This window comes from Cupriavidus sp. Agwp_2 (genome assembly GCF_040784895.1).
In the GTDB taxonomy this organism is placed as follows: domain Bacteria; phylum Pseudomonadota; class Gammaproteobacteria; order Burkholderiales; family Burkholderiaceae; genus Cupriavidus.
Genome location: NZ_CP088083.1, coordinates 2,795,436 through 2,819,175, shown reverse-complemented (window position 1 = coordinate 2,819,175; position 23,740 = coordinate 2,795,436). Strand labels below are relative to the sequence as shown.

At 66.4% G+C, this 23,740-nt stretch carries 22 protein-coding genes and 1 tRNA gene; 7 read left to right on the top strand and 16 right to left on the bottom strand.

Features of this window, described 5'->3' with window-relative positions; genetic code table 11:
- Nucleotides 1-59: 59 nt before the first annotated feature.
- The 4 genes from trmB to LPA45_RS13210 all read right to left on the bottom strand — a co-directional run bounded on the left by trmB (nt 60) and on the right by LPA45_RS13210 (nt 1,947).
- Nucleotides 60-848: a tRNA (guanosine(46)-N7)-methyltransferase TrmB gene (trmB, locus tag LPA45_RS13225; RefSeq protein ID WP_367394582.1), complete on the bottom strand. Its 789-nt coding sequence runs from the start codon at nt 846-848 to the stop codon at nt 60-62.
- A 75-nt stretch (nt 849-923) separates the two neighbouring features.
- Nucleotides 924-998 (bottom strand) — tRNA-Gly (locus tag LPA45_RS13220).
- A 561-nt stretch (nt 999-1,559) separates the two neighbouring features.
- Nucleotides 1,560-1,712 carry a hypothetical protein gene (locus tag LPA45_RS13215; protein ID WP_158577674.1) on the bottom strand — a complete coding sequence of 51 codons (153 nt, stop codon included), beginning with the start codon at nt 1,710-1,712 and terminating at the stop codon, nt 1,560-1,562.
- Between the two features lie 19 nt (nt 1,713-1,731).
- Nucleotides 1,732-1,947, bottom strand: coding sequence for a helix-turn-helix domain-containing protein (locus LPA45_RS13210; protein WP_116320757.1), 216 nt, complete (start codon nt 1,945-1,947; stop codon nt 1,732-1,734).
- A 1,553-nt stretch (nt 1,948-3,500) separates the two neighbouring features.
- On the opposite strand from LPA45_RS13210, the gene LPA45_RS13205 reads away from it, so the two are divergent.
- The gene (locus tag LPA45_RS13205) at nt 3,501-4,388 is read left to right on the top strand and encodes a phage integrase N-terminal domain-containing protein (RefSeq protein ID WP_317920744.1); all 888 of its coding nucleotides are present in this window, start codon (nt 3,501-3,503) and stop codon (nt 4,386-4,388) included.
- A gap of 438 nt (nt 4,389-4,826) precedes the next feature.
- Complete coding sequence (locus LPA45_RS13200) at nt 4,827-5,285, top strand: hypothetical protein (RefSeq protein ID WP_317920746.1); 459 nt, start codon at nt 4,827-4,829, stop codon at nt 5,283-5,285.
- A gap of 29 nt (nt 5,286-5,314) precedes the next feature.
- On the opposite strand, the gene LPA45_RS13195 is transcribed toward LPA45_RS13200, so the two are convergent.
- Nucleotides 5,315-6,295 (bottom strand): LysR family transcriptional regulator, encoded by a 981-nt coding sequence (locus tag LPA45_RS13195; protein WP_317920748.1) that lies wholly within the window; start codon nt 6,293-6,295, stop codon nt 5,315-5,317.
- A gap of 90 nt (nt 6,296-6,385) precedes the next feature.
- Between LPA45_RS13195 and LPA45_RS13190 the strand changes: the two genes are divergently transcribed.
- From LPA45_RS13190 to LPA45_RS13180, 3 genes are all read left to right on the top strand, one after another.
- Nucleotides 6,386-7,399, top strand: a complete 1,014-nt coding sequence (locus LPA45_RS13190) for a tripartite tricarboxylate transporter substrate binding protein (protein WP_317920750.1) — start codon at nt 6,386-6,388, stop codon at nt 7,397-7,399.
- 8 nt (nt 7,400-7,407) lie between these two features.
- Complete coding sequence (locus LPA45_RS13185) at nt 7,408-8,541, top strand: CoA transferase (RefSeq protein WP_317920752.1); 1,134 nt, start codon at nt 7,408-7,410, stop codon at nt 8,539-8,541.
- Nucleotides 8,542-8,611: 70 nt separating this feature from the next.
- On the top strand, nt 8,612-8,989 hold the full coding sequence (locus tag LPA45_RS13180; RefSeq protein ID WP_317920754.1) for a DUF5594 family protein: 378 nt from the start codon (nt 8,612-8,614) through the stop codon (nt 8,987-8,989).
- A 33-nt stretch (nt 8,990-9,022) separates the two neighbouring features.
- Here the strand turns inward: LPA45_RS13180 and LPA45_RS13175 are convergent, their stop codons facing one another.
- Together LPA45_RS13175 and LPA45_RS13170 are read right to left on the bottom strand one after the other, a co-directional pair.
- On the bottom strand, nt 9,023-9,925 hold the full coding sequence (locus LPA45_RS13175) for an aldose epimerase (RefSeq protein WP_317920767.1): 903 nt from the start codon (nt 9,923-9,925) through the stop codon (nt 9,023-9,025).
- Nucleotides 9,926-10,003: 78 nt separating this feature from the next.
- On the bottom strand, nt 10,004-11,218 hold the full coding sequence (locus tag LPA45_RS13170) for a polyhydroxyalkanoate depolymerase (protein ID WP_317920755.1): 1,215 nt from the start codon (nt 11,216-11,218) through the stop codon (nt 10,004-10,006).
- Between the two features lie 240 nt (nt 11,219-11,458).
- Between LPA45_RS13170 and LPA45_RS13165 the strand changes: the two genes are divergently transcribed.
- Entirely contained in the window at nt 11,459-12,112 is a 654-nt protein-coding gene (locus LPA45_RS13165; RefSeq protein WP_116320766.1) for a glutathione S-transferase family protein, read from the top strand.
- A 15-nt stretch (nt 12,113-12,127) separates the two neighbouring features.
- Here LPA45_RS13165 and LPA45_RS13160 read toward each other — a convergent pair whose 3' ends face one another.
- Together LPA45_RS13160 and ubiD are read right to left on the bottom strand one after the other, a co-directional pair.
- Nucleotides 12,128-14,152 (bottom strand): acetoacetate--CoA ligase, encoded by a 2,025-nt coding sequence (locus LPA45_RS13160; protein WP_317920757.1) that lies wholly within the window; start codon nt 14,150-14,152, stop codon nt 12,128-12,130.
- 121 nt (nt 14,153-14,273) lie between these two features.
- Nucleotides 14,274-15,803: a 4-hydroxy-3-polyprenylbenzoate decarboxylase gene (ubiD, locus tag LPA45_RS13155; protein WP_317920759.1), complete on the bottom strand. Its 1,530-nt coding sequence runs from the start codon at nt 15,801-15,803 to the stop codon at nt 14,274-14,276.
- Nucleotides 15,804-16,474: 671 nt separating this feature from the next.
- Here ubiD and LPA45_RS13150 point away from each other — a divergent pair.
- Nucleotides 16,475-17,557: a lytic transglycosylase domain-containing protein gene (locus LPA45_RS13150; protein ID WP_317920761.1), complete on the top strand. Its 1,083-nt coding sequence runs from the start codon at nt 16,475-16,477 to the stop codon at nt 17,555-17,557.
- 72 nt (nt 17,558-17,629) lie between these two features.
- On the opposite strand, the gene LPA45_RS13145 is transcribed toward LPA45_RS13150, so the two are convergent.
- From LPA45_RS13145 to LPA45_RS13115, 7 genes are all read right to left on the bottom strand, one after another.
- A complete protein-coding gene (locus tag LPA45_RS13145) occupies nt 17,630-18,814 on the bottom strand; it encodes a pyridoxal phosphate-dependent aminotransferase (RefSeq protein ID WP_317920763.1) in 1,185 nt (394 codons plus the stop codon).
- A gap of 121 nt (nt 18,815-18,935) precedes the next feature.
- A complete protein-coding gene (nusB, locus tag LPA45_RS13140; RefSeq protein WP_317923033.1) occupies nt 18,936-19,463 on the bottom strand; it encodes a transcription antitermination factor NusB in 528 nt (175 codons plus the stop codon).
- The gene (ribH, locus tag LPA45_RS13135) at nt 19,456-19,953 is read right to left on the bottom strand and encodes a 6,7-dimethyl-8-ribityllumazine synthase (RefSeq protein WP_029045447.1); all 498 of its coding nucleotides are present in this window, start codon (nt 19,951-19,953) and stop codon (nt 19,456-19,458) included. The genes nusB and ribH overlap by 8 nt, the downstream gene beginning before the upstream one ends.
- Nucleotides 19,954-20,025: 72 nt before the next feature.
- Nucleotides 20,026-21,135 carry a bifunctional 3,4-dihydroxy-2-butanone-4-phosphate synthase/GTP cyclohydrolase II gene (gene ribBA / locus LPA45_RS13130; protein ID WP_116320771.1) on the bottom strand — a complete coding sequence of 370 codons (1,110 nt, stop codon included), beginning with the start codon at nt 21,133-21,135 and terminating at the stop codon, nt 20,026-20,028.
- A gap of 222 nt (nt 21,136-21,357) precedes the next feature.
- Nucleotides 21,358-21,978, bottom strand: a complete 621-nt coding sequence (locus LPA45_RS13125; RefSeq protein ID WP_317923034.1) for a riboflavin synthase — start codon at nt 21,976-21,978, stop codon at nt 21,358-21,360.
- A 39-nt stretch (nt 21,979-22,017) separates the two neighbouring features.
- Entirely contained in the window at nt 22,018-23,133 is a 1,116-nt protein-coding gene (gene ribD / locus LPA45_RS13120; RefSeq protein WP_317923035.1) for a bifunctional diaminohydroxyphosphoribosylaminopyrimidine deaminase/5-amino-6-(5-phosphoribosylamino)uracil reductase RibD, read from the bottom strand.
- Between the two features lie 70 nt (nt 23,134-23,203).
- A complete protein-coding gene (locus LPA45_RS13115; RefSeq protein ID WP_317923036.1) occupies nt 23,204-23,740 on the bottom strand; it encodes a GspH/FimT family pseudopilin in 537 nt (178 codons plus the stop codon).

Genomic DNA, 23,740 nt, shown 5'->3' with positions numbered 1-23,740 from the left:
GAGGCAACAAAAAAGCGTGGCACCTGCCACGCTTTTTTGTTTGCGCCGGATGCCTGCGCTCAGGCGCGCTTGCGGAACACCACGTCCCACACCCCATGCCCGAGCCGCACGCCGCGGCGCTCGAACTTGGTCACCGGCCGGTAGTCGGGCCGCTCCGAAAAGCCATCCGCCGCGCCGGAGGTGTTCTCCAGCAGCGGCTCACCCGCCAGCACCTCGACCATCTGGTGCGCGTACTCTTCCCAGTCGGTGGCGCAGTGGATATAGCCGCCCGGCTTCAGCCGCGCGGCCAGCAGCTTCACCAGCGGCGGCTGCACCAGCCGGCGCTTGTTGTGGCGCTTCTTGTGCCACGGATCCGGGAAATAGATATGCACGCCGTCCAGGCAGTCGTCGGTCAGCATGTGGGCGATGACCTCGACCGCGTCGTGCTGCAGGATGCGGATGTTTTCCAGGCCGCGCTCGTCGATCAGCTTGAGCAGGGCGCCGACGCCGGGTTCATGCACCTCGCAACCCAGGAAATTGTCCTGCGGCCGCAACCCGGCGATATGCGCGGTGGTCTCCCCCATGCCAAAGCCGATCTCCAGGATCGACGGCGCCTTGCGGCCGAACGTGGCTTCCCAGTCCAGCGGCTGTGGCGCGTACGGCACCAGCATGCGCGGACCGACTTCATCGATGGCGCGCTGCTGCCCGGTCGACGTGCGGCCGGCACGGCGCACGAACGAGCGGATGCGGCGCGGATGCGCGACGCCTTCGGGATCGGCAGGAGAGGGGGCGGACGGCTGCTGGGCGTTGTCCACCGGCGAGGCGTCATCGGACGGCGTAGGTCCGGTGCTGGGGTCTTGGGGAAGCATGGCAACAAAAAAGCCGCCGGGCAGATCACCGTAACAGTGTTAACGGTGGCAATGGCGGCTTGTCTCGACTTGAGGTGGAGCGGGCGATGGGAATCGAACCCACGTCTTTAGCTTGGGAAGCTAAGGTAATGGCCATTATACGACGCCCGCTATGGCTTGTTGGGAGCGGATTCTAGCACGATTCTGGCAGCGGTCCATGCTCAGCAACTGAACCTCCGCTCCGCAATTCACTTCGTCGGCGTCACCCGTTTCCCGCGCCGCGAGTAGTGGCGCTTAGTCTTAGTGGTGCGTACGTCGGCATGCCCAAGCAGGTCGGCCGCTGCGGCTTTGCCCCCTCTGGTCACTGAGGCCTTCGCGCGCATCATACAGCCAGAAGTTGGCCAGGCGCTCTGCGTGGCCGGGGCATTCCTACACTGTGGTGTCCTTGGCGTTATGGAAGTGCCAGCAGCGCCGGCTGGCTCAGCCTTAGGCCGCGTTCGTTGACCAGCAGGTAGATTTCGCTGACATCGAACCCGGCCTTGTGGACCTTGATCCGGTCCATGCGCGGCTTTAGCTCGCCGATGATGGATGCGCAGGGTCGCCCTTCTGGGGTTGCTTGACCACCAGGTGCCTGTCAGGACATGGCGTCGCGCAGCGGCTGATGCTGTCTCATAGCGATGCGTAGCTGGTGGTAGGAAAAGGCCGTACACAAGAGCCACCAGCGTAGGACTTTCAGCCATCGTCGTCCGACTCGATTCCCTCGGCGATCGCGTCCGCCTTCCTGTAGCCGTCCAGCCGCTCCGCGCGCACGGCGATCAGGCTGCGCTGGTCGGCAGCGGTCGCGGCAAATGCCCGCGGACCCGGCGTAAATCCGGTCACGCTCATGTCGCCCAGATCACTACGCTCATAGCGTACTGAAGAGTTCAGCCACGCTAATCTGAAGCGCCGTGGCCAGTGTTTCGATCGCATCCAGCGAGGGGTTGGCAGCGCCGGTTTCGATACGGCTCATGTAGGTACGCGCAAAGCCTACATGGTCCGCAAATGCTTCTTGGGAGAGGCCGGTGGCTTGCCGAAGTTCACGTATTCGCTTGCCGAAGCGATGGCGTAGGGTTCTTTTCATACCCCCCCACTGTCAAAGCATGAACACTAATCGGCCACACACTAATCGTGACATTTTGGGCCGAATTGGCTATGCTACGTCTGCGTCGGTATCCTTGGCGGCGCCGAACCGGACCAACTCTTACCATGAGCGGCATGTTTGTCCTCTGGCACACGGCGCACCACGCCGGCAATCTCGCCCGGGCGGCTGCACCGTACCACACCTTAGGCGCTACCTTGGCGCATCGGCCATTTCGCCTTCCGGCTTCCCAGGAGGCTATTGCAGTGCAACTCCACTCGCTCGTGGCAGCCTACCTGCAATACGAGGAGGGCAAGCTCGCCCACTATCAGTCAGCTGTGCAATGTGTTGCCGCCTGTACTGCCTACTGGCAGGGTAAGGGCATGTTGCCTTGCTACTGGCGCAGGATACGAAACCAGGTGCTGCGCTTCGAATTCAGCCTAGCACGTCCCCTCTTTCTGTCGAGCCGCATTTACGCTGTTAGGCAGGAGCTATATCCCTATATTTCACACTGAAGTTCGGGAGGATTGCTATGACGATCGGTTTAGCTGTCTTGGTGATAGGGGCCCCCATCGCGGCCTTCTTCATTTGGGTTGCTCGGAACGGTCTTCGCGTTCAGGAGAAAGAGCGCGAAGAGCGCCATCTGCGAGGCTGCCGTTGTCGATGTCGTCAGGATTGTGCAGATCACGATTTGTCCTAAAAGCCCATCGCCGTCATTTAATGCGTAATTCGCGCCCTTGCGACCCTCCTTGAGGTGGGGTGTTTGTTCCAAATCACCCCGTGTATGGACCCCGTTGACTGCTGCGCAGGCAGTCCGATAACACGAGAGGGTCTCCGAATGGCAGCACGGGATATTGACGGGCTTGCCAAAATCGATGTGACACATTAATCTACTGAGCACTTCTCGCCCTTTGGGCATCGACATTGGCATTGCGTGCCACAGCTGGACGTGGCGTGACTACTATGTGGTGAGGCGCTTGGCGCTGTAACTACTGTTCTAGTCATAACCCGTCTACATTTTTTGGCTGATCGGCTGGGCTGTCTAAGTCCGTCCAATTTCTGGTCAACCATCCTTCGATGGTGCTCCGTACCGTAGCAGTTGCGGAGGTCATTCCCTTTCCCGCCTTTCCTGACCTTAGCCGAGGGCTTCGCATGCCTCGCTGTCACGTCATTCTTGCCCTTTCGCTATAGCCGTATCCGGCAGCGTCGATAAGGGGGCAACGCCCTTCCCCTCTCCTTATTTCCTCAGCACATCTGAGCATAGCCAGAACTCTTCTGGCGAGTTCGTCTGCACTCTCAACGCAGACATCCAACGGAACCAACCGGTTGCCCGTTTGGAAAGCAATGAAGGTGGACATAGGGCTCCGCCTCACGTAGCCCCGGCATGTTGTCGCCAGAACGTCTGTGTGTGCCCGACGGGACGCACAGGCCGGCTGGTAATGCCGAGGCTGGTCGTTGTACCCGTACCGCGTACCCAAGGGTCACGGTGCTAGGGCTGGTTTAGCCAGCCGCAGTTAACACTGACCAACGTTAAGACTGACCAAGTGAGGATCCCGATGAAGATCGATATATTTGCTGACCTAATGCGCCTGGTTGAGCGCAATCGTGATGGCTCGTATGCGACCCGAGCGGCCCGCAGGGAAGTGCTCGCACAGGTGGCTCATGACCTTAAAGATATGGGCTTCCGGACGCTTCCCGCTACCGGGTTGAAGCCAAAACATGTTGCCGCGTTGGTTGAGCGCTGGAAGGCCTCCGGTATTGTTGTGGGCACCATGAAAAACCGTATGTCACATGTGCGGTGGTGGGCAGAGAAGGTTGGCAAGCAAAATTGCGTCCCACGCACCAATGCCGAGTCGGGTATTGGTAGGCGCCGCTATGTCACCAACATTTCGAAGGCACTGGTGCTCACGTCGGGGGATCTTGAGAAGATTGCCGACGAGCGTCTGCGCTGTTCTGTCGAGTTGCAGCAGGCCTTTGGCCTGCGTCGAGAGGAGTGCCTCAAGTTTCAGGCGAAATATGCGCTGGCAGGTCTGACGGCGGATGTAGTGCAGGAGATTCACCTCGGGCCAACGTGGTGTAAGGGAGGTCGGGCACGCGCTATACCTATCACCGATGAGCATCAGCGGGCCGTACTTGCGCGTGCGACTGCCTTCTGTGAAAGCGGGTCGATGATTCCTAAGGATCTCAAGTATGTCGATCAGCTTCATCGCTATAAGTCGGCGGTTGAAAAGGCTGGCCTGTCGAAGTTACATGGACTTCGGCATGCGTATGCACAGCGTCGTTACCAGCAGCTCACTGGCTGGCCAGCTCCTGCCGCAGGTGGCCCAGTTTCAGCGCAGCTCACGCAGCAACAGCGGGCTGTAGATCGTTCAGCGCGACTGCAGGTTTCAGCAGAACTCGGTCACAATCGCGAGGAGATTACTGCCGTTTATCTGGGCCGCTAATGCGTTGCTGTGGCCCTGCTCAATAAAACCCACGCTGCTGCCCATTCGGAGGCTGCGATGCGAATTTCCTTTGACCTAGTTCGATGTTTTTTGCGAAGGAGAGATACTTTGCCCAACCTGTTAGAACACCAGTTCATGGCCTCGCTCGAGCGTGGTTTAGTGGGATTTGTCGAGCTGTTGCCGACGCCGGAAGGCTGGCACGTGCGCATCAATGGTTACCAGTGAGCGCTCGTCTCGTGAGTGCCCGCACCGATTTGATCGGCTGGAAAAGACCTTGGCGTACCTACGCGAGTTGGGCTGCATCCGCGTGATGGTGCATCTGAACGTTTGGCCAGACGTGTCATAGTCTGCTCCGTACGTGTCTCATTAAGCCCGGCAACGAACCGTGCGAGGGTGCGAGGACTGCTGCATCGTCGCACGAAGAAATGGCAATGAGCCATGGCCACTCTCAACAAGTGGGAGTACGACGATACCCAGCGCAGCTACCAACGGCGCGCCGATGCGTCCGAATCTCCGACCGTCATGCTCCATGAACTGAATTTGGGAGCGGCGTTGTTTCTTTCGGTGGAGGCTATGTTGGACTATGGACTTGCCAAGGCCCGCGACGACATCGCGACCTTCGAAGCGCAGTACGATATCGCGCTTGCGGGGGCACGCCCAGCAGGGCACCACGGCATCGCGCGGGAAATCACCGATGCGAGCGTGCTTTCGTCACGTACCGCCATCATGTCGAACAAGCCGGGGCCGATCGCCTGTGCCTGCGCGGCGCCGCTGCCAAGCAGCGTCGTGGCCAGTTGCCTAGTGTCCATGTCATCAACTGTCTCCACTGGTCCTAAACGGGGACCTTGCGTGGGCGCGGCCGGCACCTGCAATTTGCCAGTTTGCATCGCACCATAACGAAGCTATTTGGCGGGTGCGGCGCGCGGTCAGCGGCGCGGCGAGCGCCCCGTCGGTTGCGCGGGCTCGCGCGCCACCGCTTCCAGGGCCTGCCGCAGAGCCGTAACGGCGGGCGGCGTCTCAGTATCCGCTGGCGTGATGAAAACCAGCCGCCCAGAGGCGAGCTGCGTGCGCAGCCGCACTTCCTGCACCATCGACATCGCCACATAGGGAGCAAGCGCGCTTGCCGGCGCCACGGTAAGAAAACTGCCTGCGGCAGTCATGGCCAGGTTGCTGTGGAAGGAGGCCGATTCGATATGCGGCGTCGGCGGCAGTTGCCCTGCATTCAGGAAGGGTTGCTCGAATACGTCGCGGGTGTGGGTGCCGCGCGGTGGCAGGATCCATGGACCGGCGTGCAGGTCGGCCAGCGTAATATCGCGGCGCCGGGCCAGCACGTGGTCGGGTGCGCAGGCGACTGCCAGGTATTCGTCCCGCAATGGCGTGATGTGCAACTGCGCCTGGAGCTGGTCGACGTCTTCCTTCTGCAGCCGCCCGATCACGCAGTCCAGTTCACCGTCGCCGAGCAATGCGGTCAGGCCGCCCACGGTATGTTCGCGCACGGCCAGCCGGGGCAGCGTGCCCTGGCTGCGCAGCAGCGCGACCACTTTCGGCAGCACCTCGACGCCCACCAGCGGCAGCATGCCCAGCCGCACCAGCGGCACTTCCGGGCTGGCCTGCAGCGCCTCGCTGGCGGCATCGATCGCGCCCAGCACCACCCGCAGCCGTTCCAGCGCGCGTTCGCCCGCCGTTGTCAGGCGCCCGCCGCGCGTGGTGCGCTCGATCAGCCGGCAGCCGAAGGCGTGCTCCAGCTCCTGCAGCATCTTGGTGACGGCGGGCTGGCTGATGTGCAGCGCTTCGCCCGCCGCGGTCAGCGAGCCGCTGCGAGCGACGAGGTCCAGCAACCGCAGGTGCCGGATGCGCAGCCGGTCGATGCGGTTTGCCGATGCCGGTGCGGAAGGGGCTTTGCTCATAACGAATCGTGATGGCTCCATCAGAACTGGATAATTGTTTCGAATGACGTCGGGCCGGACAATCGGGTCAAACCAGTGAGGAGACCTGCGATGCAAACCAATCCCGGTGGGCGCAGCCCCATGCGCCGCCTGCTGCTGAAGTCGATGCTGGCCCTGCCGGCCGCCGGCGCACTGGGCCTGTCCGGCGCAAGCCGCGCGGCACAGCCTTATCCAAGCCGGCCGATACGGCTGGTCGTGCCCTACGCGGCCGGCGGCGGCCCCGACATCCAGACCCGCAAGCTGGCCGAGGTGCTGGCGCAACAGCTCGGCCAGCCGGTCGTGGTCGAGAACAAGGTGGGGGCCGGTGGCATCCTGGCGGCCGAGTTCGTTGCGCAGCAGCCGGCCGATGGCTACACCCTGATGCTTGGCGCTTCCACCCACGTGACGCAGAAGCTGTTGCAGCCGGGCGCGAAATTCGATCCCGCGGCATTCACCCACATCGTCCGCGTCGGCGTCAGCCCGGCGGTGCTGATAGTCAGCGCTGGCTCGCCGTATCGGACCGTGGCCGATCTCGTTGCAGCGGCACGGCGGGCGCCGGGCGCGCTGAACTTCGCTTCCGGCGGGATCGGCTCGGCGGCGCATGTGTCGGGCGCGGCATTCGCTGCGGCCGCGGGGATCGACGTGGTGCACGTGCCGTACAAGGGCTCGGTGGAAATCGTGCCGTCGCTGCTCAAGGGCGATACCCAGTTCGGCTTCCCCGTGGCGACGACGGCTCTGCCACAGCTCGGCGCTGGCAAGGTCCGCGCGCTGGCGGTGACGTCGGCCAGCCGCGCTGCAGTGCTGCCGCAGGTGCCGACGCTGGACGAAGCGCTCGGGCGCAAGGATCTCGACCTCGATGCCTGGAGCGGCGTGTGGGCGCCGCCCAACCTGCCGGCGCCAATCGTGGCTCGGTTGCATGCCGCGATCCTGAAGGCGCTGGACGATCCCGGCCTGCGCCGGCTCTACACCGAAATGGGCGCGGTGATCGCGCCGACGCCGACGCCCGAAGCGTTTTCGCGGCAGGTCGCCGACGAGACCGCGCGCATGCGCCGCGTCATCGACAAGAACCGCATCACCATCGAATAAGGCTCGCCATGACGCTTACCCAACATACCGCCTTTGCACCGCTGTCCGGCATCAGCGTGCTCGACTTCTCGCACGTGATCGCCGGGCCGTTCGCCACGTTCCTGCTGTCGCAGCTGGGCGCGCAGGTCACCAAGGTCGAGCATGCCGGCGGCGGCGACGTGATGCGCCGCGCCGGCCGGGGCCATGCCGCCTTTGTCGCGCTCAATGCAGGCAAGTCGTCGCTGGCGCTGGACCTGTCGGACGAAGCCGGGCGCGAGCACGCACTGGAGCTGGCCAGCCGCTGCGACGTCTTTGTCGACAACCTGCGGCCCGGCGTGCTCGAGCGCTTCGGCCTGGGCTACGAGGCGGTGCGCGCGCGCAATCCGCGCGTGGTCTATTGCAGCATTTCCGGGTTTGGCCGCGGTGCGCCGGACTGGCATGGCCGGCCGGCGTACGACCATGTGGTGCAGGCCGCCACCGGCATGGCCTGGATGGGCGGCAGCGAAGGCGATCCGCCGCTGAAGACGGGCTTCCCGGTGATCGATTCGGCGACCGGCATGCTGGCGGCCCTTGCGATCCTGGCGGGTGTGCGCGAAAGCGAGCGCTGCGGACACGGCGTGCTGCTCGATGTGTCGATGGCAACCGCGGGCATGCAGCTGATGTACCCAATGACTTGCGATGCCATGACCACCGGCTCGGTGCCGGTCCGGCAAGGCAACCAGGGCTACTCGGGCAGCCCGTCGGCGGATTTCTTTCGCACGCAGGACGGCTGGCTTGCCATTGGCGCCAATACGCCGAGGCAGTTGCTGGCGCTGCTGGATGTGCTCGGGCAGGGCGACCTCGCACGAGACCCGGCGCTGTTCGAGGCTCCGCTTGATGCAGGCACCTTGCCTGCCTTCGTGCGCTCGCGCGACCCGGCCGCGCTGAAGCAGGCGATTGCGCGGGCCGTGGCAGGCAGTACTGCGGCAGAGCTGGAAGCGCGACTTAGCGCGCGCGGCATCCCGGCGGCCCGGCTACGCAACATCGCGGAGTTTGCGGCGGAATCGATGGCGAACGGCAGCCTGCGGCCGGTGACGTTGCAGGAGGGGGAGACCGAGGTGCGGTCGCCGGGGCTGGGCTTCCAGGTGTACCGGTCGTCCGCTGGCGCGCACGGCGGCGTATAGTGGCTGGCAGCGCCGGCGCGCCATACCGGGCAGCCGGCGCCTTCGACTCGCAACGTCAGGACGGCCGACCTTGACCACGGACTTCTACGCCCGCTTTGAAGCGGAATGCTTGCCTCGCATCGTCGAAGCCATCGGCAAGCTGCACCGGCGCGTGCAGTTGCATGCCTTGCCTGCCGAGGCGCCGAACCGTCCCCCGAGTCTGCGCATGACGGGCGACGGACCGGCGGAACTGCGGCGCCATGCCTATCCGCTCGATGTCACGCTGGCGTGGGATGGCCTGGAGGTGCAGCGGCTGTTCGCCGCTGGTGGCGAGGCGCGCTTTGCCGGCTACCTGGCGGCACTGCCGGGCAAGCTGCGCGCGTGGCAGGAGCCGCGCGGCATCGATTTTGGCTCGTTGTCGCAGGCGGATCCGGCCATTCTGATCGGCGGGCTGGACTTTGAACACTGAGCGAACACTGAGCCGCCGCCCCCTCGCTTTGCCTCAGGCCGTCACCCGCAGCCGGCACACGGCGCTTTCCGACTGGCCCGGCGCGAGCCAGCGCAGCCCTTGGCCGTGGTGGATCGCATCGGGCAATCCCACCCAAGGTTCCACGCAATAGAAATCAGACTGTTCGCTTTCGGACCACGTCGTCACGGCGTGCCACGGCACGCTGCCGGCAACGTCCAGTTCGAACGAGATGGTGCGCCCCGGCATGGACAGCATGGCGCCGGCACCGCCGCGGAACACATGGTAGGTGTCCTGCAGGCGCGGGTCGTCGAGCCGGTAGGCGGGCTCGCCCGCATCGCCCGGACCGGGAGTGCCATCGGGCAGCTGGCGCACGCGATCGGCCGGCGGCAATGCCAGTGTCGACGCGGCGCGCTGAGCGCGCGGCAGCGCAAAGTAGAAGTGGTGGCCGGGATAGCAGGGTAGCGACTGGTCCCCGGTGTTGGTGGTGCGCAGCGTGACCTCCAGCCCGTCGGGCAGCAGCGCATACACCGCGTCGAACACAAACGCATGGGGGTAGCCGGGCCGTGTCTGCACACTGTCGCGCAGCGTCATCGTGACTGACCCGGCTGCATCGATCGCGGTGACGTCGAACGGCAGGTCGCGCGCAAAGCCGTGCTGCGCCAGCGTCCGCACGGTGCCTTGCCGATCGCGCCACTGCCCGGCGACGCTGTCGACAAAATGCCGGCCGATAAACGGAAATAGCAGTGGATTGCCGCCGCGAACCTTGGCGGGGCGGCTCCAGTCGGCGTTGTCGGGCCAGTACAGGATGTCCTCGCCGCGATGCACCCAGCGCACCAGGCGGCCGCCGTGTTGCGGAGCGAGCAGCATGAAGTTGTCGGCATCGCCGACGCGGACCAGCGTCTGGCCCTGGAAGTCTTGTGTCGGAAGCAGTGGCATGGTGGTCGAAAGCGCCGCGCCGGCGCGTGCAGCCGCCATGATAAGCCACCGCATCGCAGTGCCCGCGGCGCGCCGGCGTCAGCTACTGGTGTAGATCGTATTGCGCACCAGCGGGTACACCTGTGTCTCCCAGCGCTTGCCGTTGAACACCCCGTAGTGGCCGACCCCGGTCTGCACATGATGCATGCGCATGTATGGCCGCAGGCTCGGGCAGAGATCCTGCGCGGCCATGGTCTGGCCGATGGCGCAGATGTCGTCGCGCTCGCCCTCCACCGTGAGCAGCGCCGTGTGGCGGATGGCGCTTGTGCACACGCGGCGACCGGCCACGTCGAGCAGGCCCTGCGCCAGCAGGAAGCGCTGGAACACCAGGCTGACGGTTTCGAGGTAGAACTCCGCCGTCAGGTCCATGGTGGCGAAGTATTCGATATAGAAGTCGCGGATGGCGTCGGCCTTGTCATGCTCGCCGCGCTCGCGATAGGCGTAGAGTTCGCGCAGCGCCTGCTCATGGCGCTCCAGGTTCATGTTCATGAAGGCCAGCAGCTGCACATGGCCCGGATAGACGCGCCGCATCGCCCCGGCAAAGCGCAGTGGCACCAGGCTGATCAGTGTGCGCTCGAACCAGTCGATCGGCTGGCTGATGGCCAGTTCGTTGACCTTGGTCGGGTTGACCCGCGCGTCGATCGGGCCGGCCATCAGCGTCAGGCTGGGCGGCTGGGCCGGGTCGCCGTCCTCGGCCATGATCGCCGCCGCCGCCAGTGCGGCCACCGTGGGCTGGCATACCGCCACCACGTGCGTGCCGCCACCAAGGGCCTGCAGGAAGTGGATCAGGTGCTGCACGAATTCATCGAAGCCGAAGCGTCCGGCCATCAGCGGGATATCGCGCGGGTTATGCCAGTCGGTGATATAGACGTCGTGGTCGGCCAGCATGGTCTGCGCGGTGCCGCGCAACAGCGTGGCAAAGTGGCCTGACATCGGCGCCACCAGCAGCACGCGCGGCTGGGCGCCGATGCCCTGGCGGCGGAAGTGCAGCAGCGAGCAGAACGGCGTGCGCAGCACCACTTCCTCTGTGACCGGCACCGGTCGGCCTGCAACCATGGCGCTGTCAATGCCGAAGGCCGGACGGTGGTGCGTCAGGCGCCCGAGCGCGATGATCTCGCAGGCGGCCCGCAGCGTGCGTACGGCGTCGAAGCTGGTCGCCCGGGGGTGGGCGGCCAGCGTCGCGGCGGCCAGTTCCGCCAGCGTGCACGCCGGCAGTATCATGTCCGCGAAGGTCTGGTACGCGTGGTACAGCATGGCTGGGCCCTCGTGGTTCTGGTGTTCCCATGCCGCAATATATATGCCATCGGCGCGCGCCTGGCATGCGCTTTGCGCGGTGCCACGCGGAAGGCTGCGGGGGCATGCGTAAAGTTGTGCCGGCTGCGCCTGCCGAACGGCGGGGCACCGCCTCATGATGCGCGCCGGGGCGCTGGCATCAGACTGGTGCCATATGTGCCGCACGAACGCACCGTTCAAGTGCGCCGCTAAGGAGGCGTGATGAGCAAGACCACACTCACCATCAGCAGCAAGACCTATTCGTCATGGTCGCTGCGCGGCTGGCTGCTGGCCCGCTTTGCCGGCCTGGAGTTCGAGGAAGTGCTGGTCCCGCCGGACGATGCCGCCGCGCGCGCCGAAATCCTGCTGCTGTCGCCGTCGATCCTGGTGCCTTGCCTGCGCCATCAGGGCGTCACGGTATGGGACACGCTGGCCATTGCCGAATACCTGAACGAGATCCGCCCCAAGGCCGGCCTGCTGCCCGAGGACCGCGCAGCGCGCGCGCATTGCCGCGCCATCTGTGGCGAGATGCATTCCGGGTTTGCGGCGATGCGCTCGGCGCTGCCGATGAACCTGAAGGGGAATTTCCCGGGGATGAAGGTGTGGTCGCGCGCCCAGGCGGACATCGACCGCATCACCGCCATCTGGACCGAGTGCCTGACGCGCTACGGCGGCCCCTACCTGTTCGGCACGCGCACCATGGCCGACGCCATGTACGCGCCGGTGGTGACGCGCTTCGTCACCTACGGCGTGATGCTCGACCCGGAACCGGTCGCCTACTGCAAGCAGATCCTGGCGATGCCGGAACTGCAGGAGTGGATCACGGCGGCGCGCGCGGAACCCGACGAGATCAGCGAGCTGGACGTCGAGTTCTAGCGGCCGCCGCCGCGTCTATGCCGTGGCGGACTCGGCTTGCCGCGCCTGCAGGAAACGCGCGGCGTAGTCGAAGTACCAGTCCAGCGCATCCGGGTTGGCCATGGCATCGCGGTTGGCGATGCTGGCGGGCGCATGGCCCAGCAGCAGCTTCTTGACCGGCACTTCCATCTTCTTGCCCGACAGTGTGCGCGGCACGCCCGGCACCTGCACGATCTCGTTGGGCACGTGGCGCGACGACAGGGCCTCGCGAATGCGTGCGCGCAGGGTGTCGCGCAAGGTCTCGTCCAGCACCAGCCCTTCGCGCAGCACCACGAACAGCGGCATGTATGAATCCCGGCCCAGGTATTCCAGGTCGACCACCATGCTGTCGAGCACTTCCGGCAGGTCTTCCACCACGCGGTACAGCTCGCTGGTGCCCATGCGGATGCCGTGGCGGTTGATGGTGGCGTCCGAGCGCCCGTAGATCACCGCGCCGCCGCGCGGCGTGATCCTGATCCAGTCGCCATGCCGCCAAACGCCGGGATAGGTGTCGAAATAGCTGTCGCGGTAGCGCTTGCCGTCGGCATCGCCCCACAAGTACAGCGGCATCGACGGCATCGGCTCGGTGCAGACCAGCTCGCCGACCTGGTCGACCAGAGGCTGGCCGCTGTCGTCGAACGCCTCCACCTTGGCGCCGAGGCAGCGGCACTGCATCTCGCCCGAATAGACCGGCAGCAGCGGGCAACCCGCCACGAACGAGCCGGCAAAGTCGGTGCCGCCCGACATCGGCACCAGCCAGATGTCTTCGCGCACGTGGCGGTAGATCCAGTCGTAGGCCTCGACCGGCAGCGGCGAGCCGGTCGAGCCCAGCCCGCGCAGCCGCGACAGGTCGGCGATCCGTGCCGGCTCGATGCCCGCCTTCATGCAGTTGGTGAAGAACGCAGCGCCGGCGCCGAACATGGTCACGCCGGCATCGTCGACAAAGCGCCACAGCACGCCGGCGTCGGGCCAGGCCGGGTTGCCGTCGTAGAGCGCGATGGTGGTGCCGAGCAGCAGGCCCGCCACCTGCGCGTTCCACATGATCCAGCCGCTGCTGCTGTACCAGTGGAAGACGTCGTCCGGGCCGAGGTTGTTATGGAACGCCATCAGCTTGAGCTGCTCGATGACGATGCCGCCGTGGCCATGCACGATCGGCTTGGGCATGCCGGTGGTGCCGGAGGAGTAGACGATCCACAGCGGATGGTCGAACGGCACCGGTTCGATTGCCAGCGGGACGTCGTGCGCGAGCACGTCAGCCCATGCGTGGGTGCGTACGCCGGGAAGCGCTGGTACGCCGGCGCCGACTTGTGCCAACAGCACCAAGTCGGTCAGCGAGGGCAGGGCGGTTACCAGATCCGTCAGCACCGGCGCGCGGTCGTAGACCTTGCCGCCGTAGCGGTAGCCATCCACGGCGATCAGCACCTTCGGCTCGATCTGGCGGAAGCGGTCGATCACCGCCACCTGCCCCATGTCGGGCGCGCAGCCGGACCACACCGCGCCCAGGCTGGCGGTGGCCAGGAAGGCGATGATGGTGGCGGGGATATTGGGAAGGTAGCCGGCGACGCGGTCGCCACGCTGCACGCCCATCTGGCGCAGCGCGTGCGCCAGCGAGGCGACTTGCGCTTCGAGCGTGGCCCAGCTGAGATCCGCCAGCGGCTGCGCTTCGCCGGCGTAACGGATGGCGGTGCGCTCGCGGGCCGCGCCGGTGCCGGCGTGGCGGAACACCTGCTGCACGTAGTTCAGCGTGGCGCCGTCGAACCAGCGCGCGCCCGGCATGGTGCGCTTGTCCAGCACCTGCGCCGCGGGCGTGTCGAAGCGGACGTCGAAGTAGGCACGCACCGCGTCCCAGAAGGCCTCCAGCTCGGTGACCGACCACTGCCACAGGCTGTCGTAGTCGTCAAAGGCGAGGCCGCGCTCGGCGCGCAGCCAGCGCAGGAAGGCGGCGATCTGGCTGCTGTCGCGGAACGCCCCGGACGGCATCCACATCAGGTTCCCTTCGGCGAGAGGGGCGGTGCTGCTCATGTCTCCTCCTGGCGCCCGTCTGTCGCGGGCATCGGATGGTGGGCGATGGAGATCCCGGGCGCCTGTGGCGGCACCCGGACATCAGCGTGACATGATAGCCGGGGATGGAGCCGGTTGCCGGTCAGGCGCCCGCGGACCGGTCGAACAGGCTTTCCCACATGGTGTCCACCCTGGCCTTCACCGCCGCATCCATGGCAATCGGCGTGCCCCATTCGCGCGTGGTCTCGCCGGGCCACTTGTCGGTGGCGTCGATACCCATCTTGGAACCCAGGCCGGACACCGGCGAGGCGAAGTCGAGGTAGTCGATCGGCGTGTTGTCGACCAGCACCGTGTCGCGGCTGGGGTCGACGCGCGTGGTGATGGCCCAGATCACTTCCTTCCAGTCGCGCACGTCGATGTCGTCGTCGACCACGACGATGAACTTCGTATACATGAACTGGCGCAGGAAGCTCCAGACGCCGAACATCACGCGCTTGGCATGGCCGGCGTACTGCTTCTTCATCCGCACCAGCGCCATGCGATAGCTGCAGCCTTCCGGCGGCAGGTAGAAGTCGGTGATCTCGGGGAACTGCTTCTGCAGCAGCGGCACGAACACCTCGTTCAGCGCCACGCCCAGCACGGCGGGCTCGTCGGGCGGCTTGCCGGTGTAGGTGGAGTGGTAGATCGGGTCGCGCCGCATGGTGATGCGGTCGATCGTGAACACCGGGAACCAGTCCTGCTCGTTGTAGTAGCCGGTGTGGTCGCCGAACGGGCCTTCCAGCGCATGCTCGTAGCCGGACGGGTGGTTGGGGTCGGGCTGGATATGGCCTTCCAGCACGATCTCGGCCGACGCGGGCACGCTCAGCTCGGACAGGGTCGGCGTGACGCAGCCGGCCAGCGCGGTGCGGCTGCCGCGCAGCAGGCCGGCGAACTGGTACTCGGACAGCGTATCGGGCACCGGCGTCACCGCGCCCAGGATCGTGGCGGGGTCGGCGCCCAGCGCCACCGCGATCGGGAACGGCTTGCCGGGGTTGGCCAGCGCATGCTCGCGGAAGTCGAGCGCGCCGCCGCGGTGCGCCAGCCAGCGCATGATGACCTGGTTGCGGCCAATCACCTGCTGGCGGTAGATGCCAAGGTTCTGGCGCTTCTTGTGCGGGCCCTTGGTGACGACCAGGCCCCAGGTGATCAGCGGCGCGGCGTCGCCGGGCCAGCAGGTCTGGATCGGCAGGCGCGCCAGGTCGACGTCATTGCCTTCCCAAACCACCTCCTGGCAGGCCGGGCTGCTGACGCGCTTTGGTGCCATATCCCACACAGATTTGGCGAGCGTGAAAAGCTTGCCCGCTTCGCGCAGTCCGCGCGGCGGCTCAGGTTCCTTCAGGGCTGACAGGACGCGGCCGATGTCGCGCAGGTCTTCCATCGATTCGGCGCCCATGCCGAGCGCGACCCTGTGTGTCGTGCCGAACAGATTGGCCAGTACCGGGACGTTATAGATACCGTCACCGGCGCGCGCGCCGGCGGGCCGCTCGAACAGTACCGCGGGGCCGCCGTCACGCAGCAGCCGGTCGCAGACCTCGGTCATTTCCAGGTTGGGCGAGACCGGACGATTGATGCGGCGCAACTCGCCCATGTTCTCGAGTTGGCCGATGAAGTCGCGCAAGTCTTTGTATTGCATAGTGAATTCGGTTGTGATGCAGGCCGTGTGCGGCCGGCGCAAGACGGCATCCAAGTCGGTGACGATACACATAGACCGGCGCCGCAGCAAAAAAATAAGCGAATCGCGGTGGGGCAAATTGTAAGTTTTTTGTCGCTTCAAGCGCAGCGCCAAGGACGGCGAGCTTAGGCGTGGCCTACGTTTGCGGGCCAACGAGTGACGCTGGCACGACAAGATAAGGCTTGTTACAAATAACTAAAAGTAGTGTGAATCGTTTTTCTTATTCTTGACGAGGTATAACACCGTTCCTACAATCCGGTCTTGCTGATGGAGTGTTGCGTCGCAACATAGATTTCACCCTTGTGTCAAGGGGTGCACATAGAAAAAGTGCAGGGGGATCGCACGATTCGCTCCAGTCAGATCGAACAGACCGAGGTTACCGGCCCGATGTAACGCGGGCCGAGGCGGTTGCCTCCGGCAGGGAGCCGGAGCGTTTTGCGGTTGTCGAGATTAGTCGTGGCAGGGTGGGCTCCCCCAGAGTCGACCCTGTTTCCAGTTGGGCGCATGGGGAGCGCCTGCCAACAGATGCTTGGCTGTCACTGCTAGACGGCGCGGCATCCTTACTTGAGTACGTTGAGATCGGGCGTATGCCGCAGTCTGGCATGCGAAGCGGGCAACGGATGGAGGTAAGCATGAGCGGTTGGAAAACCCTTCATCTTCCCGGCATCGGGCGCGCCTTGCAGGTTCGCCTCCGACAGCCGGTACCCGGAGTGAGTCGGGCATTGCAGGTCCGTCTCGCGCATCCGGTCGCGGGCCGCGCGTTGCGCGGTGGCCGCGCAACGCTGAAGTACGCGCTGAACAGTCTTGGCGTGGTAGCGGTCGTCTCGGCCGTGTCGCTGTGGCTGAGCCAGGAATGGCGCACCACGCTGGCGGCATTGCTGGCTGGCGACGAAGCACCGTCGGTGCTGGTCAGCGCCGCCATGCCGGCCAAGGTAGCGGCCAAGGAAGCCGCGCCGGCCATGGCCAGCACAGCCGTGCCGGCGCTGTCGGCCGACGCCGCGGCTGCTCGCCTGGCACGCGGCAAGGGCGGCCTGCCGACGGTTTCGGGCGTGGACGAATATGGCCTGGCGGCGAATGCCAAGGTGCCGTCTGTGGCGCACCTGGCCGAGCGCATCCCGGTCACGCGCGTGGCGGCGGACGCCCGCAGCACTGCCACGCTCGGCACCGCGCGCGAGCAGGCGGCCGTGGCCGAATACATCGCCCGCAAGTACCGCGTGGCGGCGCAGGCCACCGCGCAACTGGTCAAGGCAGCCTACCTGACCGGCCGCGAGGTCGGCATCGACCCGCTGCTGATCCTGGGCGTGATCGCGATCGAGTCCAGCTTCAACCCGTACGCCGAGAGCGGTGTGGGCGCGCAGGGCCTGATGCAGGTCATGACCAAGGTCCACCAGGACAAGTACGAGGCCGTGGGCGGCGTCGCCGCGGCGCTGAACCCGTACGCCAACATCAAGATCGGCGCGCTGGTGCTGAAGGACTGCATCGCCCGCGCCGGCTCGATCGAGGGCGGCCTGAAGTACTACGTCGGCGCCACCACGGCGACCGATGGCGGCTACGGCGCCAAGGTGCTGGCCGAGCGTGCCCGCCTGCGCCAGCTGCTCGGCGTGCGCGCGGCGCCGGCCGACAACGGCAAGGCGGGAGGCAGCGGCAAGGCACCGGCCGAGCATGCCGCGCCGGCCGAGAAGCTGGAAGCGAGCAACGGCTCGAACAACGCCTGAGGCTTGCAACTGGCCCTCAAAAGAAAAAGCACCCCGCGGGGTGCTTTTTCTTTTTCCGCGGCCGCTATCGACTTAGCCGCGGAACAGCTTCGCCAGCCGCGCCATCGCCTCTTCGATGTTCTCGCGCGAAGTCGCATACGAGATGCGGATGTAGTCGCTGGCGGTATGCGGCCCGAAATCCTGTCCCGGCACCATCACCACGCCCGCATCGTGCAGCATCGCCTGCGTCAGCCGGTCGGCGTCGCCGGCGGCCGGGTGGTTGACGCCGCGGCAGTCGGCATAGACGTAGAAGGCGCCGTCCGGGCGTACCGGCACGCGCAGGCCCAGTGATTCCAGCGCCGGCACGATCAGGTCGCGGCGGCGGCGGAACTCGGCCTTGCGGTCGTCGTAGATCGCCAGCGCCTCGGGGGTGAAGCAGGCGAGCGCCGCATACTGCGCCACGGCGGAGGCGCAGATAAAGAGGTTCTGGGCGACCTTCTCGAATGCCTCGACCAGTGCATCCGGCACCACCAGCCAACCCAGCCGCCAGCCGGTCATGTTGAAGTACTTGGAGAAGCTGTTCACCGTGACCACGTTGTCGTCCAGGCTCAGCGCCGAGACCGGCGCCGCGTCGTACGACAGGCCCTGGTAGATCTCGTCGACGATGGCAAAGCCGTTGCGCGCGCGCACCGCCCGCAGAATGCGGTCGAGCTCGTTGGGCAAGATCGAGGTGCCGGTCGGATTGGAGGGCGTGGCCAGCAGCACGCCACGGGTCTGCTCGCTCCAGTTGGCCTCGACCTGCGCGGCGGTGAGCTGGAAGCGCTCGGCCGGGCCGCTAGGGATCATGCGCGCCGCGCCGTCGAAGGCGGCAACAAAGTGCCGGTTGCACGGGTAGCTGGGATCGGGCATCAGCACTTCCGCGCCGATCTCGACCAGCACCGAGCACGCCAGCAGCAGTGCGCCGGAAGCGCCCGCCGTGACGATGACGCGGCGCGCCGGGATGTCCAGGCCGTAGGCCGTCTTGTAATAGCCGGCGATGGCCTCGCGCAGCGGATGGATGCCAAGCGCACCGGTGTATTGCGTGACGCCGCGGCGCATTGCCGCCTCGGCCGCGCGCACCACCGGCTCGGCGGCGGTAAAGTCCGGTTCGCCGATGCCCATGTGCACGATGTGGCGGCCGGCGCGCTCGAGCTCGGCGGCCTGCTTGGCCAGTTCCATGACGTGGAAGGCATTGATGTTGGCGACGCGGGCGGCGGTGGCAAGACGTTGCATGTCCATGGCGATCGGGAGAGGCGGGCAAGGGCCCGTTCAGCAAAAAGAATAGGTAAGAACGAAAACACCCGCCGCGGCGGGTGTTTCGTCAGGTCCTGGCCGGTGCGGGCACCAGCCGGGTGACCGCTCAGCGGCGCGCCGCAACCTCGGCAGCGCGCACCTGGGCGGCAAGCTTGTCCAGCACGCCGTTGACGTACTTGTAGCCTTCGACGCCGCCGAAGGTCTTGGTCAGCTCGACCGCTTCGTTGATCACGACCTTGTACGGGATGTCGACGCAGTGCACCAGCTCGTAGCTGCCGACCAGCAGCGCGGCGCGCTCCACCGGCGACAGCTCGTCCACGGTGCGGTCCAGGAACGGCTCGAACGCGGCAGTCAGGCGGGCCTCTTCGCGCACGGCGCCGTTGAGCAGCGCGTCGAAATGCTCGCGGTCGGCCTTGTTGAAGCCTTGCGCGTCATGCAGGTGGGCCTGGATCGCACCGATGTCGTTGCGGTTCAGCAGCCATTGGTACAGGCCCTGCAATGCCAGCTCGCGCGAGCGGCGGCGCGCGCTCTTGGGCGGCGCCTTGGCTTCGGTGCGGGCCGCGGGCTTGTTGCCGGCGGGCTTGCCGCCGTCATTGCCGCCCGTATTCTCGGGGGCGTTGGACGTATCACTCATCATCGTCCTCATCGTCTTCCTGGCCGCGCAGCGAGTCGAGCGCGTCGACCAGGTTGGCCATCTCCACCGCGGCGCGGGCGCAGTCGCGGCCCTTCTCGCGGGTGCGGGCATGGGCCTGTTCATCAGTATCGACGGTCAGGATGCCGTTGGCGACCGGCACGTTGAAATCCAGGCCGACGCGGGTGATGCCGGCGCCGGATTCGTTCGAGACCAGCTCGAAATGGTAGGTCTCGCCGCGCACCACGGCGCCCAGCGCGACCAGCGCGTCGAACTGGCCGCTCTCGGCCATCTTCTGCAGTGCCAGCGGCACTTCCAGCGCGCCCGGGACGGTCACTACCAGGGTGTCCTCGCCTTCGACGCCGAGCTTTTCCAGCTCGGCCACGCAGGCTTCGAGCAGTTCGGCGCAGACCGGCTCGTTGAAGCGGGCCTGCACGATGCCGATACGCAGGCCTTCACCGTCGAGGTTGCTGGGGTAGAAGCCGTGATCCATTGTTCAGTTCTCCAGTTTTCGGGGCGTCCGCGGCGGCATGGCGCCGCGGACGGGGTATTGGGGTAGGAAGGCTCAGTCGTCCTTGCCCTGCATGGGCTGATAACCGGTGACTTCCAGGTCGAAGCCGGTCATGCTGGGCATGCGTTGCCTGGCGGCCAGCACGCGCATCTTGCCCACGCCGACGTCCTTCAGGATCTGCGCGCCCATGCCGTAGGTGCGCAGGTCCGGCTTGCGGCGGGGGCGGCTCTGCGGTGCGTCGAGCGCGGTGAACTGTGTGAACAGCTGCTCGACGGTGTCGCCGCAGTTCAGCAGCACGATCACGCCGCTGTCGGCCTGGTCGATGGCCTGCATCGCCGCCGGGATGCTCCATGAGTGCGTCGTGGACTTCACTTCCAGCAGGTCCAGCACCGAGAAGGGCTCGTGCACGCGCACCAGCGTTTCCTTGTCCGGCGAGGGCGTGCCGCGTACCAGCGCCAGGTGGGCCTGGCCGGTAGGCTTGTCGCGGTAGGCGATGCTGTGGAAGGTGCCATACGGCGTCTGCATGGCGCGCTCGCCGACGCGCTCGATGATGCTCTCGGTGCGGCTGCGGTAGTGGATCAGGTCGGCGATGGTGCCGATCTTCAGGTCGTGCTCCTGCGCGAACTCGATCAGGTCGGGCAGTCGCGCCATGGTGCCGTCGTCCTTCATGATCTCGCAGATCACGGCGGCGGGCGTCAGGCCGGCCAGGGCACCCAGGTCGCAACCGGCCTCGGTATGGCCGGCGCGGATCAGCACGCCGCCGGGCTGGGCCGTCAGCGGGAAAATGTGGCCGGGCTGGACCAGATCGGCGGGCTTGGCCTCGCGGGCGACCGCTGCCTGCACGGTGCGGGCGCGGTCGGCTGCCGAGATGCCGGTGGTCACGCCTTCGGCGGCCTCGATCGACACCGTGAAGTTGGTGCCGTGCTGGGTGCCGTTGCGGGTGACCATGGGGTGCAGGTCCAGCTGGCGGCAGCGCTCGGCGGTCAGCGTCAGGCAGATCAGGCCGCGCCCGTGCTTGGCCATGAAGTTGATCGCTTCCGGAGTGACGAAGTCGGCAGCCAGCACCAGGTCGCCTTCATTCTCGCGGTCTTCTTCGTCGACAAGGATGACCATGCGGCCGGCACGGATGTCGGCAATGATGTCTTCAGTACGGGCGATTGTCATGGCGTGCAGGACGGCAAATTGAGGCGAAACGAGCGAAATGCCGCGAATAAGGCGGACGGGAACGGTGGCCGCGTCGGAAGGCGGCCGGACTGAGGCGGGGCGTCGGGCCAACCGGCCCTGGCATATACGCCCGGCAGGATGCCCAGTCAAGCCCGCTATTGTACGCCAAGGCAGGCGGTGCGGGCGGCCGCCGCGCGGGAAAGTGCGGCGGCCGGTCGGGACTTACCTGACCGCGTCAGTGGTCGACAGCATCCGCTCCACGTAGCGGGCGATCAGGTCGATTTCCAGGTTCACCCGTGCGCCGGGCTTGAGCTCCTGCAGCGTGGTGACCTCGACCGTGTGCGGGATCAGGTTGATCGAGAACACGCAGCCGTCGGCTTCGTCGCTGACACGGTTGACCGTCAGCGAGACGCCGTTGACCACCACCGAGCCCTTGTAGGCCAGGTAGCGGGCCAGCTCGCGCGGCGCGCGGATGCGCAGCTCATGCGATTCGCCGACGGGCGCGAAATGCACCACTTCGCCCAGCCCATCGACGTGCCCGGAGACCAGGTGCCCGCCGAGTCGGTCGGCCAGGCGCAGCGCCTTTTCCAGGTTGACGCGGCCGGCGCGCTCCAGGCCGACGGTCTTGTCGAGCGACTCGCGCGAGACCTCGACGTCGAAGCTGTCCGCGCCCATGGCGATCACCGTCATGCAGGCGCCCTGGATCGCGATGCTGTCGCCGATGATCACATCGGACAGGTCCAGGCCGCCGGCGGCGATATGCAGGCGCACGCCGGCATCGGCGGCGCCCAGCGGGGTTACGTTTTCAATGCGGCCGACAGCCGCGACAATGCCAGTGAACATGGTGGTGTCTTCTGTCTTGGTCAATCTTGGATGGGCGGGTCAGGCGTCGTTGCGGCGCGCGATCAGCCGCAGGTCGTCGCCGATTTGCCGGATTTCGTGCCAGCGGAACTGCGCGGCATCCTGCAGCCGCGCCAGCGGCGGCAGGTTGAACATGCCCTGCGCGTCGCCGAGCAGCTTGGGTGCGAGGTAAATCAGCAGCTCGTCGGCGCAGTGCTCGCGCACCAGCGAGCCATTGAGCTTGAAGCCCGCTTCGACGTGCAGCTCGTTGATGCCGCGCCGGCCCAGTTCCTGCAGCATCCGGGGCAGCTCGACCTTGCCGTGGGGGTTGGGCAGCACCACCACTTCGGCGCCGCGCGCTTCCAGCGCCCGCTGGCGTTCGCGGTCCTCCACCGCGCAGAACACCAGCGCCGGCTTGGCAAACTCGCCGGCGTCCGGGGTCAGGATCTTTGCATCGAGCGGCACTTCCAGCCGCGAATCGACCAGCACCCGTTGCGGCTGCCGCGGGGTGGCGAGCGCGCGCACGGTCAGGGCCGGGTCGTCGTCGCGGACGGTGCCGATGCCGGTCAGGATTGCGCAGGCGCGGGCGCGCCAGGCATGGCCGTCGTCGCGCGCGGCCTGACCGGTGATCCACTGGCTGCTGCCGTCATGCAGCGCGGTGCCGCCGTCCATCGACGCAGCCACCTTGACGCGCACCCACGGCAGCCCGCGCGTCATGCGCGACACGAATCCGATGTTGAGGTCGCGCGCTTCCTTTTCCAGCAGGCCGCAGCGCACGTCGACGCCGGCATCGCGCAGCCGCTGCAGGCCGCGCCCGGATACCGACGGATTGGGGTCTTCCATTGCCGCCACCACCCGCGACACACCGCCGCGCACCAGCGCATCGGCGCATGGCGGCGTGCGCCCGAAGTGGCTGCACGGTTCCAGCGTGACGTAGGCAGTGGCGCCGGCGGGGTCCAGCCCGCGCGCCAGCGCGTCTTTCATCGCCTGGATTTCGGCATGGTCCTGTCCAGCTGGCTGGGTGAAACCCTGGCCGATGACCTGGCCGTCCTTGACCAGCACGCAGCCGACGCGCGGATTTGGCGTGGTGGTGAACATGCCCCGCGCGGCGAGCGCGAGGGCCTGTTGCATGGCGGCGTGGTCGGTATCGGAAAACATGGCGCCTGTAGCTCTTGGCCGGTTTGCTGTGGATGGGAGGAAAGCTGAAAGTCTGTCCGGGGTTCCAGGGTTACGGCGGCTCGGGGCCGTCGGCCGCGTCGCAGTCGCTGTCGCGACCTGGCGTGCAGAGCCGGATGCGGCCCTGGGCGCCAAGGCGCACCTGGCGCTGCGCGCCGCGGCAGCTGAGCGCGAAGGTGGCGGCCTGGAAGCCGCCTTGTTCAGACCGAGAGTATCCCACAGCTGTGAATCGCACCGTATGGCTCTCGCGGCCGGTCTGCCGCAGCGCCACGCGCAGGCAGGGCGTGCCCGGCTCGACCACTGCCAGGGGCGTCGTGTCCGGGCCGGTTCCAGCCAACAGTTGCCAGCCGCGGTCCAGACCGGGTTGCCCATTCAGTGGCTGTAACGTCACTTCGCTGCGGCGCGCCATTGCGGTGGAGCGCGCCAGCGCCAGCGACGCGGCAAGCCGGTCGGCGGCCTGCTCCACCGCCTGGCGCGCCAGCAGTTCGCTGAAGGATGGCCAGGCCGTGGCAGCCAGCACCGACAGGATGGCCAGGCAGGCCAGCAGCTCGGCCAGGCTCAGGCCGGTGCAGCGGGAAGCTGGGCGCAT

Bases quoted from the DNA above. Each gene is read 5' to 3' on its own strand.
- trmB (WP_367394582.1), bottom strand. From the start codon at position 848: ATGCTTCCCCAAGACCCCAGCACCGGACCTACGCCGTCCGATGACGCC.
- LPA45_RS13215 (WP_158577674.1), bottom strand. From the start codon at position 1,712: ATGAGCGTGACCGGATTTACGCCGGGTCCGCGGGCATTTGCCGCGACC.
- LPA45_RS13210 (WP_116320757.1), bottom strand. From the start codon at position 1,947: ATGAAAAGAACCCTACGCCATCGCTTCGGCAAGCGAATACGTGAACTT.
- LPA45_RS13205 (WP_317920744.1), top strand. From the start codon at position 3,501: ATGAAGATCGATATATTTGCTGACCTAATGCGCCTGGTTGAGCGCAAT.
- LPA45_RS13200 (WP_317920746.1), top strand. From the start codon at position 4,827: ATGGCCACTCTCAACAAGTGGGAGTACGACGATACCCAGCGCAGCTAC.
- LPA45_RS13195 (WP_317920748.1), bottom strand. From the start codon at position 6,295: ATGAGCAAAGCCCCTTCCGCACCGGCATCGGCAAACCGCATCGACCGG.
- LPA45_RS13190 (WP_317920750.1), top strand. From the start codon at position 6,386: ATGCAAACCAATCCCGGTGGGCGCAGCCCCATGCGCCGCCTGCTGCTG.
- LPA45_RS13185 (WP_317920752.1), top strand. From the start codon at position 7,408: ATGACGCTTACCCAACATACCGCCTTTGCACCGCTGTCCGGCATCAGC.
- LPA45_RS13175 (WP_317920767.1), bottom strand. From the start codon at position 9,925: ATGCCACTGCTTCCGACACAAGACTTCCAGGGCCAGACGCTGGTCCGC.
- LPA45_RS13170 (WP_317920755.1), bottom strand. From the start codon at position 11,218: ATGCTGTACCACGCGTACCAGACCTTCGCGGACATGATACTGCCGGCG.
- LPA45_RS13165 (WP_116320766.1), top strand. From the start codon at position 11,459: ATGAGCAAGACCACACTCACCATCAGCAGCAAGACCTATTCGTCATGG.
- LPA45_RS13160 (WP_317920757.1), bottom strand. From the start codon at position 14,152: ATGAGCAGCACCGCCCCTCTCGCCGAAGGGAACCTGATGTGGATGCCG.
- ubiD (WP_317920759.1), bottom strand. From the start codon at position 15,803: ATGCAATACAAAGACTTGCGCGACTTCATCGGCCAACTCGAGAACATG.
- LPA45_RS13150 (WP_317920761.1), top strand. From the start codon at position 16,475: ATGAGCGGTTGGAAAACCCTTCATCTTCCCGGCATCGGGCGCGCCTTG.
- LPA45_RS13145 (WP_317920763.1), bottom strand. From the start codon at position 18,814: ATGGACATGCAACGTCTTGCCACCGCCGCCCGCGTCGCCAACATCAAT.
- nusB (WP_317923033.1), bottom strand. From the start codon at position 19,463: ATGAGTGATACGTCCAACGCCCCCGAGAATACGGGCGGCAATGACGGC.
- ribH (WP_029045447.1), bottom strand. From the start codon at position 19,953: ATGGATCACGGCTTCTACCCCAGCAACCTCGACGGTGAAGGCCTGCGT.
- ribBA (WP_116320771.1), bottom strand. From the start codon at position 21,135: ATGACAATCGCCCGTACTGAAGACATCATTGCCGACATCCGTGCCGGC.
- LPA45_RS13125 (WP_317923034.1), bottom strand. From the start codon at position 21,978: ATGTTCACTGGCATTGTCGCGGCTGTCGGCCGCATTGAAAACGTAACC.
- ribD (WP_317923035.1), bottom strand. From the start codon at position 23,133: ATGTTTTCCGATACCGACCACGCCGCCATGCAACAGGCCCTCGCGCTC.
- LPA45_RS13115 (WP_317923036.1), bottom strand. From the start codon at position 23,740: ATGCGCCCAGCTTCCCGCTGCACCGGCCTGAGCCTGGCCGAGCTGCTG.